Here is a 17847-nt window from a genome sequence, read left to right on the forward strand (position 1 = left end):
CGACCTGAAATATCGCGCCGAACTCAGGTTTTGAAAAACATGAAGATCTGCCCCCTCTCCCTCTGGGAGAGCGCTGGGGTGAGGGGCTTTTGACCTTGATCTCAAAATTTACAGACTGAACCGCCCAACCATGTTGTTCAGGTCCAGCGCCAACCGCGACAGCTCATTACTCGCCGCACTGGTCTGATTCGCCCCGGTCGCCGATTGCACCGACAAATCACGAATATTCACCAGATTACGATCCACTTCCCGCGCCACTTGCGCCTGCTCTTCGGCGGCGCTGGCGATTACCAGGTTGCGCTCGTTGATCTCGACGATGGCGGTGTTGATGGTGTCCAGCGACATGCCGGCACCACGGGCGATGTTCAAGGTCGACTCGGCGCGTTCGGTGCTGTTGCGCATCGAATCCACGGCGTGTTCGGTGCCGCTCTGAATACTGCCGATCATCCGCTCGATTTCGCTGGTCGACTGTTGAGTACGGTGCGCCAAGGCACGTACTTCGTCTGCTACCACGGCAAAACCACGACCGGCTTCACCGGCACGTGCTGCTTCGATCGCCGCGTTCAGGGCCAGCAGGTTGGTTTGATCGGCCAGACCACGAATCACATCCAACACCTTGCCGATGTCGCGGGATTCATTGGCCAGATCACCGATCAGCGACGCAGTGCTCTGCACATCGGCGCTCATGCGTTCGATCGCGCTGACGGTTTCCTGCACCAGATCACGACCGTCACCGGCCGAGGTGGTGGCGTTCTTCGAGGCTTCCGAAGTGCTCACGGCGTTGCGTGCGACTTCTTCCACGGCGCTGGTCATCTCGTTGACCGCAGTGGCTGCCTGTTCGATTTCGTTGTTCTGCTGAGTCAGGCCGCGCGCGCTTTCGTCGGTGACGCTGTTCAGTTCTTCCGCTGCCGAAGCCAACTGGGTGGCCGAGCCGGAAATACGCTGCAGGGTGTCACGCAGCTTCGATTGCATCTTCGCCATGGCTGCCAGCAGGCGGCCGGCTTCGTCTTCACCGTCAACGTGGATCGGCTGGGTCAGGTTGCCTTCGGCGATGGTTTCCGCAGCTTCCAATGCTTTGGAGATCGGCTTGGTGATGCTGACGGTCAGCAGCCAGGCGAAGAGAAACGTCAGGCCAGTGGCGATCACTAACAGCGTAACCACAAGGTTGAAAGACATCGAAAACTGATCGCTTGCGCCTTTATCCGTCTCGGCGATTTGCTGAGTGTTGATCTCCAGCAAGCGCGCCAAAGCGGTGTTCACCGCTTCCGAGTTGCTCAGCAAATCCGAGTTGAGCATCTGCCGCAGTTCATCGATCTGATTGTTGCGCGACAGGGTTTTCATCCGGTCTTCAAGCTGGCGGTACTGCGCGAGCAACTGCACGTACTGGTCGTATGCCGCACGTTCTTGCGGGCCGTCGATCAACGGCTCGTAGGCGCGCTGGGCGTCGGCGATCTGCTTGTTGCGCAGCTCGAACAGTTCGACAGTCTTTTGTTGAACGTCCGGTTCACGGTTGATCAGCAACCGATACGACAAAACGCGCAGGCGCAGAGTCAGTTGGGTGAATTCGTCGAGGGCCTTGATGGAAGGCACGCTGGCCGTGGCGATGTCTTCGCCTGCTGCGCGGATTTTGCTCATCTGATTCAGGGCAAACACACCGAGAATCAGCATCAGGCCGCCGATCAAAGCGAAGCCGGTAAACGCCCGTGGGGCGATATTCATATTGCGAAGGGACATGGGGCGGATACCAAGAGAGGGCCGCATCCATGCGGGCTGAGACTGCTGTATGGATGACTTATCGGTCATGCGACTAAAGTCTTGAGGCACTGTGCGTATTTGTCGCATAAGGCCTGGGGCGACGAAGTGCAGGAACCAGATCGGCAGATCACAGTCTTTAAAACTCGCAGGAACGGTCCGTCACCAGGAAAATCAAGGCCTTGCGCCGGTTTAACCCTGGCATCCGTGATGACTTTTCTTTATCGTACGCGCCCTTTGAAAAACGCTTGGAAGATCAAAATGTTGGAAGCATCCCTCAGCCAATTGGAACAGCTCGTCAGCGACCTGGTGCAACAGAACCAGAGCCTTGCGCAAACCAACCAGACCCTGTCCACGGAACTGGCCCAGGCCAAGGATGAAAACGAAAGCCTGCAACTGAACCTGATGGAGCAGGAAGAAAAGCACGGCGCCACCGCTGCACGCATTCAAGCCCTGGTTGATCGCGTCAACGCAGGTCCGGTCAGCGCATGAACCACCACACAGCAGGGGTAAAAGTCGTCTCCATTCTCGGCGAGGACTATTCGATCAAGGCGCCGGCCGGGGAAGAACAGACCCTGCTGGACGCGGCCATGATGCTCAAGGCAGCGCTGGATGACACCAAGCGTAAATACCCGACACTGATCGGTGACCGCTTGCTGGTGCTGGCGGCGATGAATCTGTGCTCGCAGCAGATTGAAATGAAGAAGCAACATCAAGAAGAACTCGACCGTTACCAAGAGCAAGTCAGCGCCACGGTCGACACTATTGCCAAGACCATCAATCAGGGTTGAAGTCGCGGAGGTAGACTCGAGTCTCATTCCGAGAGCGCTCCATTTGCAAGGAGCGCTCTGGAGAGTGATGAGTGATCATGTTGCGCTGATTGCCCAAATCCTGAAGTAATAGCGGCCATCCCGGTTCGCTACATCTTTTTCTTCTATCTTGTAAGGTTCATCGGGGTAGTCGGGATGTGTAAGAAAATCCCCCTTTTCAATGTACCGAACCATTTCATTCTGGTTGAGTGCCGTTTCACTTCGCCACTTGGACGGAGTTGCGTCGACCTCTACTTCGATAAACCACCCGTCGGCTGATTCCTCGAACGATTTTTTCAGGATGGTGGTTTTCCTGTCGTTGACTAGCTTTTTAATCGTCTGACCTACCCTGACGGACTTCAGCATTTCATCCCGAGTAATGCCCTCCAGACTTTGAGTGCCCTGAATACCTTCAATTGTGCGTTGGTTACTCATTTCCTTGACTCCTCGTTTTTGGGTTTCGCCAATGGAGAGTACGGCTTCAATAAATCCCTGACACCTGACAACCTTGACAGTAGACAGGGTCGGATTTAAGTGGGTGTCATTAATATCGCGCATGAGTTAATGAACAATATTTAGGTTTTTTGTATACATGTGGCGCGACAGTTGCAGTGTTTCAGACTCTTATTCTTTGGGGGTGCTCCATGCAGTTGTGGCGACGCAGTATTCAATGGCAGCTGATTCTCAGCATGGGCACCGCCCTGCTGGTCAGCATCCTGATCGTGGTTGGCATTTATACCCTGGTGGTTAACCGGCTCGCCCAGAGCTATCTGGTCGAGCAAGCGCTGCCGTCAAGCATTGAAGCGACGCGCAACGATATCGAACGTATCCTCGTCCAGCCGCTGACGGCGGCCAAGGATATTGCCAGCAACACGATGGTCCGCGACTGGCTCGCTACTGGCGAAGACAGCAGCAAAACGGCGGGCTTCGCGCAGTATCTGGAAGGCATCCGCGCCGAACATAAAGCCTTTACCGCTTTGATCATCGGCACCGAATCCAATCATTACATCACCGAAAAAGGCCTGGATCGCACCCTCAGTCGTTCCAAACCGGCTGACGCGTGGTTCTATTCTTTCCTCGATAGCGATCAGCCGCGCACCCTCAATATCGACAACGACGGTGCCACCGGAGAGTTGGCGCTGTTTATCGATTTGAAGGTCGAGCAGGCCGGCAAAGTGGTCGGCGTCGCCGGACTCGGGCTGAGCATGAAAGAGCTGTCGGAGTTGATCCACAATTTCAGCTTTGGTGAGCGCGGCAAGGTCTATCTGGTGCGTTCCGACGGTTTGATCCAGGTGCATCCCGAAGCGCAGTTCAGCGGCAAACGCACCTTGAGCGAGCAGATTGGCGCCAATGCGGCGCAGTCCGTCATGGGCCAAAAAACGGCGATCAGCAGCAGCTTCCAGAGGGATGGCGAAGACTTCCTCGCTTTCAGCCTGCCGTTGCGCGATTTGGGCTGGACTCTGGTGGCAGAAGTGCCGCAATCGCAGATCTACGCCGAGGCGCGCAAAGCCATGTGGATGAGTGGCGGTATTGGCCTTGCCGTGGCCCTCGTGTGCCTGGCGTTGGTGGTGTGGCTGGCACAAGGGCTGGTGCGGCCGATTCGTCAGGTAACAGCGGCGCTGGTAGCGATTGGTAGCGGCGGTGGAGATTTGACCCACCGGTTAGATTCCAGCCGCGCCGATGAACTGGGCGACCTTGCACGTGGCTTCAACCGCTTCCTCGACAGTCAGCGCGGGATGATCGGCGAAGTGCTGACAACCAGCGAGCGTTTACGCACTGCTGTGGGGCAAGTGGCGAAAGTGGTGGAGAACACCGCAGAGCGCTCGGGTCGTCAGCAGGAAATGACTGACATGGTCGCAACTGCGGTTCATGAAATGGGTCTGACCGTGCAGGAAATCGCGCAGAACGCTGGTAATGCCGCGCTGGCCTCGCAGACGGCGCGGGACGAGGCGATGCAGGCGCGAGAAGTGGTCGGTGGCTCGATTCGGCACATTGAAAGCATGTCCGATGAGATCGGTTTAGCGGCGGGAGCGGTGGGTGAGTTGGCGCACCAAGTGGCGTCGATTGATTCGGTACTTGCGGTGATTCGCGGGGTGTCCGAGCAGACCAACCTGTTGGCGCTCAATGCCGCCATCGAAGCGGCGCGGGCCGGGGATATGGGGCGCGGCTTTGCGGTTGTTGCCGATGAAGTGCGTACCCTGGCACGACGCACGCAGGCGTCTACCGACGAAATCCAGCAGATGATTGGCAGCCTCAAGCAAGGTGCGGAAAACGCCGTGTCGTCGATGCGCACGGGGCAAGCTGCAACCGGCACCGGGGTTGAGTCGAGTCAGCGCACCGGAGCGTCGCTGACGGCAATTACTGGGCAGGTCGAGCGCATCAGTGACATGAACCATCAGGTCGCGACGGCGACCGAGGAGCAGTCGGCGGTGACTGAAGAGATCAACCGCAATGTGCAGGGGATTTCTGATCTGGCGCGGGCGACGGCGGGGGAGGTGCGGGCTTGTCGTGAAGATTGCCAGATGCTGCAGAAACTGGCGGATGATCTGGCGCGGCAGATGGGTGGGTTCAAGCTGAGCTGAGTGTTCTATCAGAAAAGCCCCTCACCCTAACCCTCTCCCAGAGGGAGAGGGGACTGACCGTGGGATGCTTGAGAAATACGCCGACCTGAAAATGCTTTACCGAATCCATAATCGACGCGGTTTTTCAGGTCGATGTATAGCGCCAGACACCCCAGCCCTCTCCCTTCGGGAGAGGGCTGGGGTGAGGGCAGGGTGTCAGAACCACGCATCCTGCATCGCCAGACACGTATCATCCCGCGCCTCCAGCAACGCCAGTTCATGGTGGCAACCCGGCACTTCCCACGTCAGGAAATACCGCGCCGCCTGCAACTTGCCCTTATAGAAGTCCGCATCTGCCGCATTACCCTTCGCCAGTCCTTCTTCGGCACGAATCGCCTGTTCCAGCCAGCGCCAGCCAATCACCGTGTGGCCGAACACCTTCAAATACAGCGCCGAGTTCGCCAGGCTGCTGTTGACCTTGCCCTGCGCCAGATCGGTCAACAATCCGATGGTCACCGTTTGCAGGCGCGCCACCAGCTTCTCCAGTGGCTCGCGCAGTGCGCTTAGCGATTCGTAGGCTGTCGCGCGTTCAGCAGTGTTGGCGATAAGACGGATCAGTTGTTTCAACCCGGCACCACCGTTCTGCGCCAGTTTGCGCCCGAGCAAGTCCAGCGACTGGATGCCGTGGGTGCCTTCATGGATCGGGTTCAGACGGTTGTCGCGGTAATACTGCTCGACCGGATACTCACGGGTGTAACCGTGGCCGCCGAGAATCTGGATCGCCAGTTCGTTGGCCTTGAGGCAGAACTCCGATGGCCAGGATTTGACGATTGGCGTGAGCAAATCCAACAGTTCATGCGCCTGTTTACGCTCGGCTTCGGACTCAAGCGTGGTGGTGTCATCGAACAGGCGAGCGGCATACAAACCGAGGTCAAAGGCACCTTCGACGTAGGATTTCTGCGTCAACAGCATGCGTCGTACATCGGCGTGTTGAATGATCGCCACCGGCGCGGCGGTCGGGTCCTTGCTGTCCGGCACCCGGCCTTGCGGTCGTTCACGGGCGTATTCAAGTGAATACAGATAACCGGCATAACCGAGCATCACCGCGCCCATGCCGACGCCGATTCGTGCTTCGTTCATCATCTGGAACATGTAGCTCAAACCGTGATGCGGTTTGCCCACCAGATAACCGACGCACTCACCGTTATCGCCGAAGTTCAGCGCTGTGGAGGTCGTGCCGCGCCAGCCCATCTTGTGGAACAACCCGGCCAGCAGCACGTCATTGCGTTGGCCGAGGCTGCCGTCATCGTTGACCAGAAACTTCGGCACGATGAACAGCGAAATACCTTTCACCCCCGGCGGTGCGTCCGGCAGTTTGGCCAGAACCATGTGCACGATGTTTTCCGAGAGCGGGTGATCGCCGCCGGAGATGAAGATCTTGTTGCCCTTGAGGCGATAAGTGCCGTCAGACGCAGGCTCGGCGCGCGTACGAATATCCGACAGCGACGAACCCGCGTGGGGTTCGGTCAGGGCCATGGTGCCGAAGAAGCGGCCATCGATCATCGGTTGCAGGAATCGCTGCTTTTGTTCTTCCGTGCCGAAGCTTTCGATCAGATTCGCCGCGCCCATGGTCAGGAACGGGTAGGAAGTCGAAGCCGCGTTGGCTGACTGGAAATGTGCGAAGCAGGCTTGCGACAGCAATGTAGGCAGTTGCATGCCGCCAGCGTCGAAACTTCTCGCGGCGTTGAGGAATCCAGCTTCAAGGAAGGCATCTACCGCCGGTTTCACTTCAGGAATCAGAATCGCCTGACCGTTCTCATAGCGCGGCTCGTTCTCGTCGCCCTTGCGGTTGTGCGGCGCGAAGTACTTCTCGGCGATGTTGCGTGCGGTACCGATGGCGGCGTCGAAGGTCTCGCGATTGTGCTCGGCAAAACGCTCACGCCGGGTCAGGCCCTCGGCATCGAGGACTTCATACAGCTCGAAAGCCAGATTGCGGGAACTGAGCAGCGTCTCGGACATGGCGGCCTACCTGAAATTGGGGTTGGGCCGAGTCTAGGCGTGCTGATAAAGGCTGAACAGGATGATTGATGGGCGTGATGTTGGAGCCGCGCGCCGACTTAACAAACACCCCAAAACACTGTGGGAGCTGGCTTGCCAGCGATGGCGGCAGTTCAGTCGACATTGATGGTGACTGAAAAATCGCTATCGCTGGCAAGCCAGCTCCCACAGGGATTGTTGCTATGCCGGGCACCTATGCAGGTGCCCGGTTTTCGGTACTAACCGATAGTCATCAGACTGGCATTACCACCCGCCGCAGCGGTGTTAACGCTCAACGCCCGCTCAATTACCAGTCGCTCCAGGGCAATGTTGGTCTCCCCCTGGGACAAGCCCTGAACCCCAACGATCGCGCCGGCACGCTTGGCAATCTGCTGGCAAACGCCGCGCAACTGGTCGGAGTGGCCGTGATGCAGAACCGCATCAAACACCACTTCGTCTTTATTCCAGTCGGCAACCAGCTTGATCCGCGCCTGAATGTCCTTCGGCAGGCGTGCGAACAATGCCTTGCTGATGTCGGACTCCGGCCATACCGCAGAACCACCTACCGCCAGCACCGCTGCCAGTTGCGTCAGCAGATCACCTTCAACCTCGGCCAGGCACAACACGTGCTCGCGCGGCAGGATGGCGTAGCTGTTTTTCTCACCGGTCGGGCCGGCCAGCACGCGGGTGATGCCGCTTTGCGATTGTGCAGCGTATTGCACGCACAGGGTGCTCAGGTCGGCGTACTTGTTGCTTTCAGCCCAGGCTTTCAGCGCGTTCAGCGGTTTGCTCATGGCATCGCGCAGACGAACGTCCGGGGCGACGACAGCATCACCGCGAGCGAAGGATTGTTCGATGGCATCGGTAGGACGTGTCGCCAGCAAGCGGTACAAGTACAGCGGGCCGCCGGCTTTCGGGCCAGTACCCGACAGACCTTCGCCGCCGAATGGCTGCACGCCGACCACGGCACCGACGATGTTGCGGTTGACGTAGACGTTACCGGCGTTGACGTTGTCGATCACCTTGGCGATGGTCTCGTCGATACGGGTGTGCACGCCCAGCGTCAGGCCGTAGCCGGAAGCGTTGATCTGGCCGATCAGTTGATCGATCTCTTTGCGCTTGTAGCGCACTACGTGCAATACCGGGCCGAAGATCTCGCGTTGCAGCTCGTCGAAGCTTTCCAGTTCGATCAGGGTCGGCATGACGAAGGTGCCGCGTTTGACCTCTTCGGTGTCGGCGATCGCTACCTGGTAAACATTGCGACCTTTATCGCGCATGCCCTGAATGTGCTTGTCGATGCCAGCCTTGGCTTCGGCGTCGATCACCGGGCCGATGTCCACGGACAGGCGCTCAGGGTTGCCGAGACGGCTTTCCGCCATGGCACCTTTGAGCATTTCGATGACACGATCCGCGGAATCTTCCTGCAGGCACAGCACCCGCAGAGCCGAGCAGCGCTGACCGGCGCTGTCGAAGGCCGAAGACACCACGTCGATCACGACTTGTTCGGTCAGTGCCGAGGAGTCGACGATCATTGCGTTCTGGCCACCGGTTTCGGCGATCAGCGGAATCGGGCGGCCCTGGCTGTCGAGACGACCGGCGATGTTGCGTTGCAGCAGACGTGCGACTTCGGTGGAACCGGTGAACATCACACCTTTGACGCGCTCATCACCGACCAGACCGGCGCCGACGGTTTCACCGCGCCCCGGCAGCAATTGCAGCACGCCTTCCGGAATCCCTGCTTCGAGCAGCAAGCGCACGGCTTGCGCGGCCACCAGCGGAGTTTGCTCTGCAGGTTTGGCCAATACCGGGTTACCGGCAGCCAATGCCGCAGCGACTTGACCGCTGAAGATCGCCAGCGGGAAGTTCCACGGGCTGATGCAAACGACTGGACCCAATGGGCGGTGGGCGTCGTTGCTGAAATCGTTGCGTGCCTGCACCGCGTAATAACGCAGGAAGTCGACGGCTTCGCGGACTTCGGCGATGGCGTTGGCGAAGGTCTTGCCGGCTTCGCGAGCCAACAGGCCCATCAGCGGCTGGATCTCGCCTTCCATCAAGTCAGCGGCACGTTCCAGAATCGCCGCACGTTCGGCGGGCGGGGTGGCTTGCCAGATCGGTGCGGCGTTCAGCGCACATTGAATGGCGTTGTCGACGTCTTCGACGGTGGCTTCCTGAACATGGCCGACCACATCGCGGTGATCCGACGGGTTCAGAACGGCTGCCGGCGTTTCGTTGCTGGAGGCGCAACCGAGCATCGGCGCGGCTTTCCAGTCGTTGTGCGCAGTGGCCAGCAAGGCGCAGGACAGCGAAGCCAGACGATGTTCGTTGGCCATGTCGATGCCGCTGGAGTTGGCGCGTTCGGCACCGTACAGATCACGCGGCAGCGGAATACGCGGATGCGGCAAGCCGAAACCACCTTCCACGGTCGCCATCTGCTCGATCTGCGCCACCGGATCGGCCACCAATTCCTGAATCGAAATCGACTGGTCGGCGATGCGGTTGACGAACGAGGTGTTCGCACCGTTTTCCAGCAAGCGACGTACGAGGTACGCCAGCAGGGTTTCGTGAGTACCGACCGGTGCGTACACGCGGCACGGTCGGTTCAGCTTGCCTTCGGAAACTTTACCGACAACCTGCTCGTAGAGCGGTTCGCCCATGCCGTGCAGGCACTGGAATTCGTACTGGCCCGGGTAATAGTTCTGACCGGCAATGTGGTAAATGGCCGACAGGGTGTGGGCGTTGTGCGTGGCGAACTGCGGGTAGATGACTTCCGGCACCGACAGCAGTTTTCTAGCACACGCGATGTAGGAAACGTCGGTGTACACCTTGCGGGTATAGACCGGATAGCCTTCCAGGCCTTCGACTTGGGCGCGCTTGATTTCGCTGTCCCAGTACGCGCCTTTCACCAGACGGATCATCAGGCGATGACGGCTGCGACGGGCCAGATCGATCACGTAGTCGATCACGTACGGGCAACGCTTCTGGTAAGCCTGGATGACGAAACCGATGCCGTTCCAGCCGGTCAGTTGCGGCTCGAAGCACAGGCGTTCAAGCAGATCCAGCGACAGTTCGAGACGGTCGGCTTCTTCGGCGTCGATGTTCAGGCCGATATCGTATTGCTTGGCCAGCAGGGTCAGCGACAGCAGGCGCGGGTACAGCTCGTCCATCACACGCTCGTACTGCGCACGGCTGTAACGCGGGTGCAGTGCCGACAGTTTGATGGAGATGCCCGGACCTTCATAAATCCCACGACCGTGGGACGCTTTGCCGATCGAGTGAATGGCTTGTTCGTACGACGCCAGGTACTTCTGCGCGTCGTGCTCGGTCAGTGCCGCTTCACCGAGCATGTCGTAGGAATAACGGAAGCCCTTGGCTTCGAACTTGCTCGCGTTGGCCAGCGCTTCGGCGATGGTTTCGCCGGTGACGAACTGCTCGCCCATCAGGCGCATGGCCATGTCGACGCCCTTGCGGATCATCGGCTCGCCGCTCTTGCCGATGATGCGGCTCAAGGATGAGGTCAGGCCGGCTTCGTTGTGCGTCGAGACCAGTTTGCCGGTCAGCAGCAGACCCCAAGTGGCAGCGTTGACGAACAGCGACGGGCTGTTGCCCAAGTGCGGATGCCAGTTGCCGGTGCTGATCTTGTCGCGGATCAGCGCGTCGCGAGTGCCCTTGTCCGGGATACGCAACAGCGCTTCGGCGAGGCACATCAGCGCCACGCCTTCCTGGGACGACAGGGAAAATTCCTGCAGCAGGCCCTGAACAATGCCTGCACGACCGCCGGCACTTTTCTGGTTACGCAGTTTTTCCGCGATGGAAGCGGCGAGCTTGTTGGTGGCTTCAGCCATGGCGACCGGCAGGCGAGCCTGTTCGATCAGCATCGGCACGACTTCCGGCTCAGGGCGACGGTAAGCAGCGGTGATCGAGGCGCGCAGAACGGACTGCGGCAGGATGCTTTCGGCGAATTCGAGGAAGCACTGGTGGGCGTGATCGGTGTGGACTTCGCCCGCCTCATCGGCGTCCTTGGCGGTCAAACCGTTCAGCTCGGTCAGGGTTGCACCACCCTCGAGTTTTTCCAGGTAATTGAAAATTGCCTGCTTGATCAGCCAGTGCGGTGTGCGATCAATCGAGGTCGCGGCCGCCTTCAGGCGCTCGCGGGTCGGGTCATCGAGTTTGACCCCAAGGGTGGTGGTAGCCATATTTTTATCCTCATGGTTGCCACAGTTGCGTGGCATCAGCTGGCCGCAAGATTAGCCGTGCGCCGAAAGAGGTGCAACCGGGTGCAACCCTTTTTTTGTCGGAATAACAGGCAGCTCGTCAGGAATTATCTTCTGGTACGAAAGTGCTGCTCCTGCTTGGTGCTTTTGCTTCTAGCAAAGGGCCATGACTGCCACAAAAGGGAGCAAAAACGGGGAGATCGTCGATAAATCCGACTAGGTGCAACTAATTCTCACGAAACTGGTTGCACCTTATTTGATTTGTTGCATAGCATTCGCGCCCTAGGTGCAACCGGGAATAACCCGGTGTACCGGCTGATGGCTTTCCTGGGGAAACATCAGTCCTAAATGCGCGGGATCCCGGATCGTCTGCCAAACGTCGTCGTTTGCGTGCGGTTCACCACCGCCGCTACATAAAAACAAAGCCAGGGCGTAACTCAATGAGCGTAAGCAATCCAACCCTGATCACGTTCGTGATCTACATCGCAGCAATGGTGCTGATCGGCTTGATGGCCTATCGCTCCACCAACAACCTTTCTGACTATATTCTCGGCGGTCGCAGCCTCGGCAGCGTCGTCACCGCGCTGTCTGCCGGTGCCTCCGACATGAGCGGCTGGTTGTTGATGGGCCTGCCGGGCGCCATCTACATGTCCGGTCTGTCCGAAAGCTGGATCGCCATCGGTCTGGTGATCGGTGCCTACCTGAACTGGCTGTTCGTTGCCGGCCGTCTGCGCGTGCAGACCGAGCACAACGGCGACGCCCTGACCCTGCCGGACTACTTCGCCAGCCGTTTCGAAGACAAAAGCGGTCTGCTGCGGATCATCTCGGCGATCGTGATTCTGGTGTTCTTCACCATCTACTGCGCTTCCGGCATTGTCGCCGGTGCCCGTCTGTTCGAAAGCACCTTCGGCATGTCCTACGAGACCGCGCTGTGGGCCGGTGCTGCGGCGACAATTGCCTACACCTTTATCGGTGGTTTCCTGGCCGTGAGCTGGACCGACACCGTACAAGCCACCCTGATGATTTTCGCGCTGATCCTTACGCCGATCATCGTGCTGCTGGCCACCGGCGGCGTCGACACCACGTTCCTGGCGATCGAAGCACAAGATCCAAGCAACTTCGACATGCTTAAAGGCACCACCTTCATCGGCATCATCTCGCTGATGGGCTGGGGTCTGGGCTACTTCGGTCAGCCGCACATCCTCGCGCGTTTCATGGCCGCGGATTCGGTGAAATCGATCGCCAAGGCGCGTCGCATTTCCATGACCTGGATGATCCTGTGCCTGGGCGGCACCGTGGCCGTGGGCTTCTTCGGTATCGCTTATTTCTCGGCACACCCGGAAGTGGCCGGTCCCGTGACCGAGAACCACGAGCGTGTGTTCATCGAACTGGCGAAAATCCTCTTCAATCCTTGGATTGCCGGTGTGTTGCTGTCGGCCATTCTGGCTGCGGTGATGAGCACCCTGAGCTGCCAGTTGCTGGTGTGCTCGAGCGCCCTGACCGAAGACTTCTACAAAACCTTCCTGCGTAAATCTGCTTCCCAGGTTGAACTGGTGTGGGTGGGTCGCGCGATGGTGCTGCTGGTTGCCCTGATCGCGATCGGTCTGGCCGCCAACCCGGAAAACCGCGTACTGGGCCTGGTGTCCTACGCCTGGGCCGGCTTCGGTGCTGCGTTCGGTCCGGTTGTGCTGATCTCGGTGGTCTGGAAAGGCATGACCCGCGACGGCGCACTGGCCGGTATCCTGGTCGGCGCGATCACCGTGGTGGTCTGGAAGCATTTCGAACTGCTGGGTCTGTACGAAATCATCCCGGGCTTCATCTTCGCCAGCCTGGCTATCCTGATCGTCAGCAAGCTCGGCACGCCGACTGCTGGCATGGTGCAGCGCTTCGAAGCGGCGGAAAAAGATTTCCACCTGAACAAGTAATGCCCTGAGCTTCGGCTCACCCGAAAACGGCCCGCTTCCTACAGGAGACGGGCCGTTTTTTTGTGTCTGTGATTTCTTGCGGACACTGGAGAAACCTGTGGGAGCTGGCTTGCCAGCGATGAGGTCGACACATCCCACACATTGGGTGACTGATACACCGCCATCGCTGGCAAGCCAGCTCCCACAGGGTTTGGTGGTGAAGTTGGGGGATTTGTCTGTAGTTGAAGGCGCCGATTTTTGCAGGGCTTTTCGTCAATGAAAGTAGGGTAAATCTGATTTTCCCGTCACCCATTCATCACCCCTTGCCCCTCATGCAGAATCGCCCGCCCTCACACTGCAGAGAGACATCGGATGTTCGCGCCTGCCAATCAACCGCGTTTCACGTTGACCCTCGAAGGCGCCCAACATGACCTCAAAGTCCTTGAGTTCACGGGCAAGGAAGCCATCAGCCAACCCTTTCGTTTCGAGCTGGAACTGGTCAGTGAGCGACCGGATCTGGACCTCGAAAGCCTGCTGCACTGTCAGGCGTTTCTGAGCTTTGATGCTCAGGGTTCCGGTATTCACGGTCAGATTTATCAGGTCGGGCAGGGCGATTCCGGGAAACGTCTGACGCGTTATCACTTAAGCCTCGTTCCGCGCCTGACCTACCTCGGGCACCGGATCAATCAGCGGATCTTCCAGCACCTGACGGTTCCGCAGATTGTCGCGCGAGTGCTCAAGGATCATTCGATCCTGCGTGATGCCTTTGAATTTCGCCTCGGCAGTGAGTACCCGGTGCGTGAGTATTGCGTGCAATACGCCGAGAGTGATCTGGCCTTCATTCAGCGGTTGTGTGCGGAGGTCGGCATTCATTACCACTTCCAGCACAGTCCCGAAGGCCATCTATTGGTGTTCGGCGACGACCAGACGGTGTTTCCGCGTCTGGCTGAGTCGACGGTATATCTGCCGGGCAGCGGCATGGCGGGCGGAGCGCGGGCGATTCAGCGTTTCAACGTGCGGGTGGAAACCCGCACCAGCGTGGTGACCCGGCGCGATTACAATTTCATCAAGCCGCGACTGCAGTTGGAAAGTCGTGTCGACGCTGAGCAGCGCCCGGTGCTGGAGGACTATCACTTCCCCGGCCAATTCAATGACCGGGAAACCGGCAAGCACCTGGCCCAGCGGGCACTTGAGCGACATGTCGCCGATTACCGTCAGGCCGAAGGCATCAGCGACGAATCCGCACTGGTTTGCGGACATTTCCTGCAACTGAGCGACCATCCGCGCCACGATTGGAATGACCTGTGGTTGCTGACCGCCGTTGAACACCATGGCCGCCAGCCGCAAGTGCTGGAGGAATCGGTGACCAGTGATGGGGAAGCATTCCAGGGTTACCGTAATACCTTTCTCGCCACGCCCTGGGACGTGTTCTTTCGCCCGGCGCTGGGGCCGGAAAAACCACGCATGCTCGGTTATCAACCAGCGGTTGTGACCGGGCCGAAAGACACCGAAATCCACTGTGACGAGTATGGTCGGGTCAAGGTGCAACTGGCTTGGGATCGCGACGGTGAATTGAATGAGCATTCCAGCTGCTGGCTGCGCGTTGCCACAAATTGGGCGCACGACCGTTACGGCAGTGTGTTGATCCCGCGAGTCGGCATGGAAGTGCTGGTCGGTTTCATCGATGCCGACGCCGACAAGCCGCTGGTCGTGGGTTGCCTGCCCAACGCAGCGACACCGATCCCGCTGGATCTGCCAGCGGAAAAGACCCGCAGCATTTTCCGCAGTCAGAGCAGCCCCGGCGGTGGCGGCTACAACGAACTGCGCATCGAGGATCGCAAAGGCGCCGAGGAAATCTACCTGCGTGCCCAACGCAACTGGACGCAGCATGTGTTGCATGACCAACAGGTGCAGGTCGATAACCAGCGCAGCATCGTCGTCACCGGCACCGCGCGGCATGAGTTGAAGGCTGATGAGCAGCGCATCACCCACGGCCAGCGCCAGACCGAAGTGAAACAGGACGATCATCTGAGCGTGACCGGCGACCGTCATATTCGCGTGAGTAATCAGGCGATCAGCGCCAGTGGGCAATTCCACGTCAGCGCTGGTCAGCAAGTGGTCATCGACGGTGGCGCGAGTGCGACGATTCAGGCCGGCGGGCAGTGGATCAATATCGGCCCGGGCGGGATTTTCAGCAGCGTGCCGATTGTCGTGGGGGGCGCACCGATAGCGGCGATGAGTGCCGCGCCGGTTGTACCGGGATTGCCGGAGAAACTCACCGCAGCGCCGGCTGCCATGCTGACGGCCGCACAAATCATGAGCTTCAAGGGTGATGCGCCATTCTGCGAAGAGTGTGAGCGTTGCAAGGACGGTTTCTGTGCAGTCTGATTTTCTTTTGCTTGCCGATTGGTTGGCACGCGAACCTTTGAAAGCGTCCGAGCAATTGTTCGCGGTGTTCAGTAATGCCAGTGCGGCGAAACCGCTTGAGGCCTCGCCAGACATGGCGAGTCCGATCTGGGCCGAGACGATCTATGCCGAGTGGGAGGTGGTGATGCCTTACGTGGGAATTATCGCTGCTGACAGTGAGTTTCTGCATTGGGTCGCCACTACCGAGTCGCTGGATTGGGGATGGTTGGCGGTTTCTTCGGCGAGTCTTGAAGAGGTGGTGGCGCACTTTCGCAGCCTGACGCAGGTGTTGATGCCGGACGGCAAAACCGTGTTTTTTCGATTCTGGGACGGACGGTTTCTGTTGCCGGTTTTGCAGTCTGATGAGGTGGATGCGGCACAACTGTTCCCGCTGATCGGGCGTTGTTTGATCAACGGTCAGGCGCTGGAAATCGGCGGCAGGGCGCAGGTTTCGGGAAGGGCATTCCCGTGGTGGCAGGTGCCGGAGTCGGTGCTGGCGCAGCAGGGCAATGACGTTCGAACGGCCAATGCGTTGCAGTGGTTGAGCGAAGAACATCCGACACTTTTCGAGGCCTTTCCCGAGGCGGTTTTGCGTTGCAAGGTGAGGCGGTTTTTTCAGGTTTCACTGTCGGAAGAATCGTCGCAATCGGCGTTGCTGGCGTTTTTGCTGGCAGAGTCAGAGTGAGTTTTCGGGGCGAAGGTCTCGGACGATTCCTTCGAGTTGCGGCGGTTTTCATGAACTGTTGGGCGATGCGTTGCAGGGATAGTCTTAAAAGGTCACCGCAGATGCGGCGACAGGGTGTAGGAGCCTTGATACTAGAAGAGTGCATAAACGTCGTTGCCCGGTTTGCGGCAGTCTACGTGCGTCCGTAAGATCGTTTGCGGCGGTTATGTGCGGGCACGCCTTGGCGTGGCCGAGTTCTCTGGTCTCGGTACTCCTACCCCGCGCATGGCTGCCACCCAAACCCGTAGGAGGGCGATGGTGGAAGCTCATTTCACTACCAGAGGTTCAAAAATGAAAACGCTAACACCCGATCCACCCTACGAAAAGATCATCCCTCATCCCGACAACCGCTTCATGGCCCTGACCGGCAATTGCAGCGACATGCCCACCCTGTTCATCGACACCCACGTGCCCCTCGACATCCTCATGGACGCCGCCAACCACCGTCTGCGCGCGGTGATCCAGGTGCTGGAAAACATGTGCATGCGCGGCTCGGTCGAGTGCGACTCCGTCATCCTTAGCGACTTCGCCCAGCTCTGCGTGATCCCCTTGCGCGACGGCTGTGATGTGCTTGATGTCATCGGCAGGCGCCTGCGCAGCATGCCTGCCTGAAAAAGATCAAAGGACCGCAGCCTGCGGCAGCTCAAAGGAACTGGCGTTCATCCTGTAGGTGCTGCCGAAGGCTGCGTTCTTTTGACGTTGGTGGATATCAGCGCGTTAGTCGGAAATGTACGCGTCCTGAGTGTTTATAAAGCGGTTGAACGCCTCGGAGTTGTAGACCTTCAGGCACGCGATAAACACTACTTTTTCATTCGAATATTTGCTGTTTGAAGGTGTCTGCTCGTAAGCCGTTAATACGTAGTTTCGGGTTTCTTTGTAGGGATCGTGCAGCACCTGCAGCGTGTCTTCATTTTGCAGGATGGAATGCATGCCTTTGCCCATGAAGGAATAGGCATTGGCGGACAGTGCAATGTCTTTTTCCAGTGCGGAGCGTTCGTTGAATGGCTTTAGGATGCAGTGGCTCAGACCGTAGTTCTTTAGTGTCTGGCGTGCCTGTTCAGTGTGGGTTTCCTCGGCAAGGGCGAGGTATGGGCCAAGCAGGCTGAATAAGCAGATGATCAGATATCGCATGAGTTTTTGACTTCCTGTCGCTTGTGTTTTGCCAGTTTAACGCCATAAAAGCAAAGCCCCTCACCCTAACCCTCTCCCAGAGGGAGAGGGGACTGACCGAGTTGTCTGGGTGATGTACGCCGACTTGCGACTTCAGTGGTGAACTTGGCTTGGCCAGGCCTCGCTATGCGTTGTTTCTGGGGACTGACTGAGTTGTCTGGGTGATGTGCGCCGACCTGCGACTTCAGTGGTGAACTTGGCTTGGCCAGGCCTCGCTATGCGTTGTTTCTGGGGACTGACTGAGTTGTCTGGGTGATGTGCGCCGACCTGCGA

The 17847-nt window shown here is 58.6% G+C and carries 12 protein-coding genes and 1 pseudogene; 7 read left to right on the plus strand and 6 right to left on the minus strand.

Annotated elements, in window-relative coordinates; all coding sequences use genetic code 11:
* Nucleotides 1–108: 108 nt before the first annotated feature.
* Nucleotides 109–981 (minus strand): methyl-accepting chemotaxis protein, encoded by an 873-nt coding sequence (locus ACIF4X_RS20250; protein WP_371042268.1) that lies wholly within the window; start codon nt 979–981, stop codon nt 109–111.
* Nucleotides 982–1011: 30 nt separating this feature from the next.
* Nucleotides 1012–1842, minus strand: a pseudogene (locus ACIF4X_RS20255) (MCP four helix bundle domain-containing protein); the annotation flags it as partial.
* A gap of 171 nt (nt 1843–2013) precedes the next feature.
* Between ACIF4X_RS20255 and ACIF4X_RS20260 the strand changes: the two are divergent.
* On the plus strand, nt 2014–2244 hold the full coding sequence (locus ACIF4X_RS20260) for a hypothetical protein (protein ID WP_016987570.1): 231 nt from the start codon (nt 2014–2016) through the stop codon (nt 2242–2244).
* Nucleotides 2241–2543 (plus strand): cell division protein ZapA, encoded by a 303-nt coding sequence (locus tag ACIF4X_RS20265; RefSeq protein ID WP_016987569.1) that lies wholly within the window; start codon nt 2241–2243, stop codon nt 2541–2543. The genes ACIF4X_RS20260 and ACIF4X_RS20265 overlap by 4 nt, the downstream gene beginning before the upstream one ends.
* Nucleotides 2544–2618: 75 nt before the next feature.
* Here the strand turns inward: ACIF4X_RS20265 and ACIF4X_RS20270 are convergent, their stop codons facing one another.
* Nucleotides 2619–2996, minus strand: coding sequence for a hypothetical protein (locus ACIF4X_RS20270; RefSeq protein WP_397483474.1), 378 nt, complete (start codon nt 2994–2996; stop codon nt 2619–2621).
* Between the two features lie 209 nt (nt 2997–3205).
* Here ACIF4X_RS20270 and ACIF4X_RS20275 point away from each other — a divergent pair, with 209 nt between their 5' ends.
* Entirely contained in the window at nt 3206–5143 is a 1938-nt protein-coding gene (locus ACIF4X_RS20275; RefSeq protein ID WP_397483475.1) for a methyl-accepting chemotaxis protein, read from the plus strand.
* 195 nt (nt 5144–5338) lie between these two features.
* On the opposite strand, the gene ACIF4X_RS20280 is transcribed toward ACIF4X_RS20275, so the two are convergent.
* Entirely contained in the window at nt 5339–7141 is a 1803-nt protein-coding gene (locus tag ACIF4X_RS20280) for an acyl-CoA dehydrogenase (RefSeq protein ID WP_397483476.1), read from the minus strand.
* Between the two features lie 257 nt (nt 7142–7398).
* Nucleotides 7399–11352, minus strand: coding sequence for a trifunctional transcriptional regulator/proline dehydrogenase/L-glutamate gamma-semialdehyde dehydrogenase (gene putA / locus ACIF4X_RS20285; RefSeq protein ID WP_397483477.1), 3954 nt, complete (start codon nt 11350–11352; stop codon nt 7399–7401).
* Nucleotides 11353–11810: 458 nt separating this feature from the next.
* Between putA and putP the strand changes: the two genes are divergently transcribed.
* From putP to ACIF4X_RS20305, 4 genes are all read left to right on the plus strand, one after another.
* Complete coding sequence (gene putP, locus ACIF4X_RS20290) at nt 11811–13295, plus strand: sodium/proline symporter PutP (protein ID WP_397483478.1); 1485 nt, start codon at nt 11811–11813, stop codon at nt 13293–13295.
* A gap of 351 nt (nt 13296–13646) precedes the next feature.
* Nucleotides 13647–15662 carry a type VI secretion system tip protein VgrG gene (locus ACIF4X_RS20295; RefSeq protein WP_397483479.1) on the plus strand — a complete coding sequence of 672 codons (2016 nt, stop codon included), beginning with the start codon at nt 13647–13649 and terminating at the stop codon, nt 15660–15662.
* On the plus strand, nt 15652–16365 hold the full coding sequence (locus tag ACIF4X_RS20300; protein WP_397483480.1) for a DUF4123 domain-containing protein: 714 nt from the start codon (nt 15652–15654) through the stop codon (nt 16363–16365). The genes ACIF4X_RS20295 and ACIF4X_RS20300 overlap by 11 nt, the downstream gene beginning before the upstream one ends.
* Before the next feature lie 330 nt (nt 16366–16695).
* Entirely contained in the window at nt 16696–17016 is a 321-nt protein-coding gene (locus ACIF4X_RS20305; protein ID WP_038360201.1) for a hypothetical protein, read from the plus strand.
* Between the two features lie 105 nt (nt 17017–17121).
* Here ACIF4X_RS20305 and ACIF4X_RS20310 read toward each other — a convergent pair whose 3' ends face one another.
* On the minus strand, nt 17122–17535 hold the full coding sequence (locus ACIF4X_RS20310) for a hypothetical protein (RefSeq protein ID WP_397483481.1): 414 nt from the start codon (nt 17533–17535) through the stop codon (nt 17122–17124).
* Between the last annotated feature and the right edge of the window lie 312 nt (nt 17536–17847).

The organism is Pseudomonas sp. NPDC085632 (genome assembly GCF_044541255.1).
Classification (GTDB): Bacteria; Pseudomonadota; Gammaproteobacteria; order Pseudomonadales; family Pseudomonadaceae; genus Aquipseudomonas.

Coding starts and splice junctions, on each gene's coding strand:
- ACIF4X_RS20265 (WP_016987569.1), top strand. CDS start 2,241: ATGAACCACCACACAGCAGGGGTAAAAGTCGTCTCCATTCTCGGCGAG.
- putP (WP_397483478.1), top strand. CDS start 11,811: ATGAGCGTAAGCAATCCAACCCTGATCACGTTCGTGATCTACATCGCA.
- ACIF4X_RS20250 (WP_371042268.1), bottom strand. CDS start 981: ATGGCGAAGATGCAATCGAAGCTGCGTGACACCCTGCAGCGTATTTCC.
- ACIF4X_RS20260 (WP_016987570.1), top strand. CDS start 2,014: ATGTTGGAAGCATCCCTCAGCCAATTGGAACAGCTCGTCAGCGACCTG.
- ACIF4X_RS20280 (WP_397483476.1), bottom strand. CDS start 7,141: ATGTCCGAGACGCTGCTCAGTTCCCGCAATCTGGCTTTCGAGCTGTAT.
- putA (WP_397483477.1), bottom strand. CDS start 11,352: ATGGCTACCACCACCCTTGGGGTCAAACTCGATGACCCGACCCGCGAG.
- ACIF4X_RS20295 (WP_397483479.1), top strand. CDS start 13,647: ATGTTCGCGCCTGCCAATCAACCGCGTTTCACGTTGACCCTCGAAGGC.
- ACIF4X_RS20305 (WP_038360201.1), top strand. CDS start 16,696: ATGAAAACGCTAACACCCGATCCACCCTACGAAAAGATCATCCCTCAT.
- ACIF4X_RS20310 (WP_397483481.1), bottom strand. CDS start 17,535: ATGCGATATCTGATCATCTGCTTATTCAGCCTGCTTGGCCCATACCTC.
- ACIF4X_RS20275 (WP_397483475.1), top strand. CDS start 3,206: ATGCAGTTGTGGCGACGCAGTATTCAATGGCAGCTGATTCTCAGCATG.
- ACIF4X_RS20270 (WP_397483474.1), bottom strand. CDS start 2,996: ATGAGTAACCAACGCACAATTGAAGGTATTCAGGGCACTCAAAGTCTG.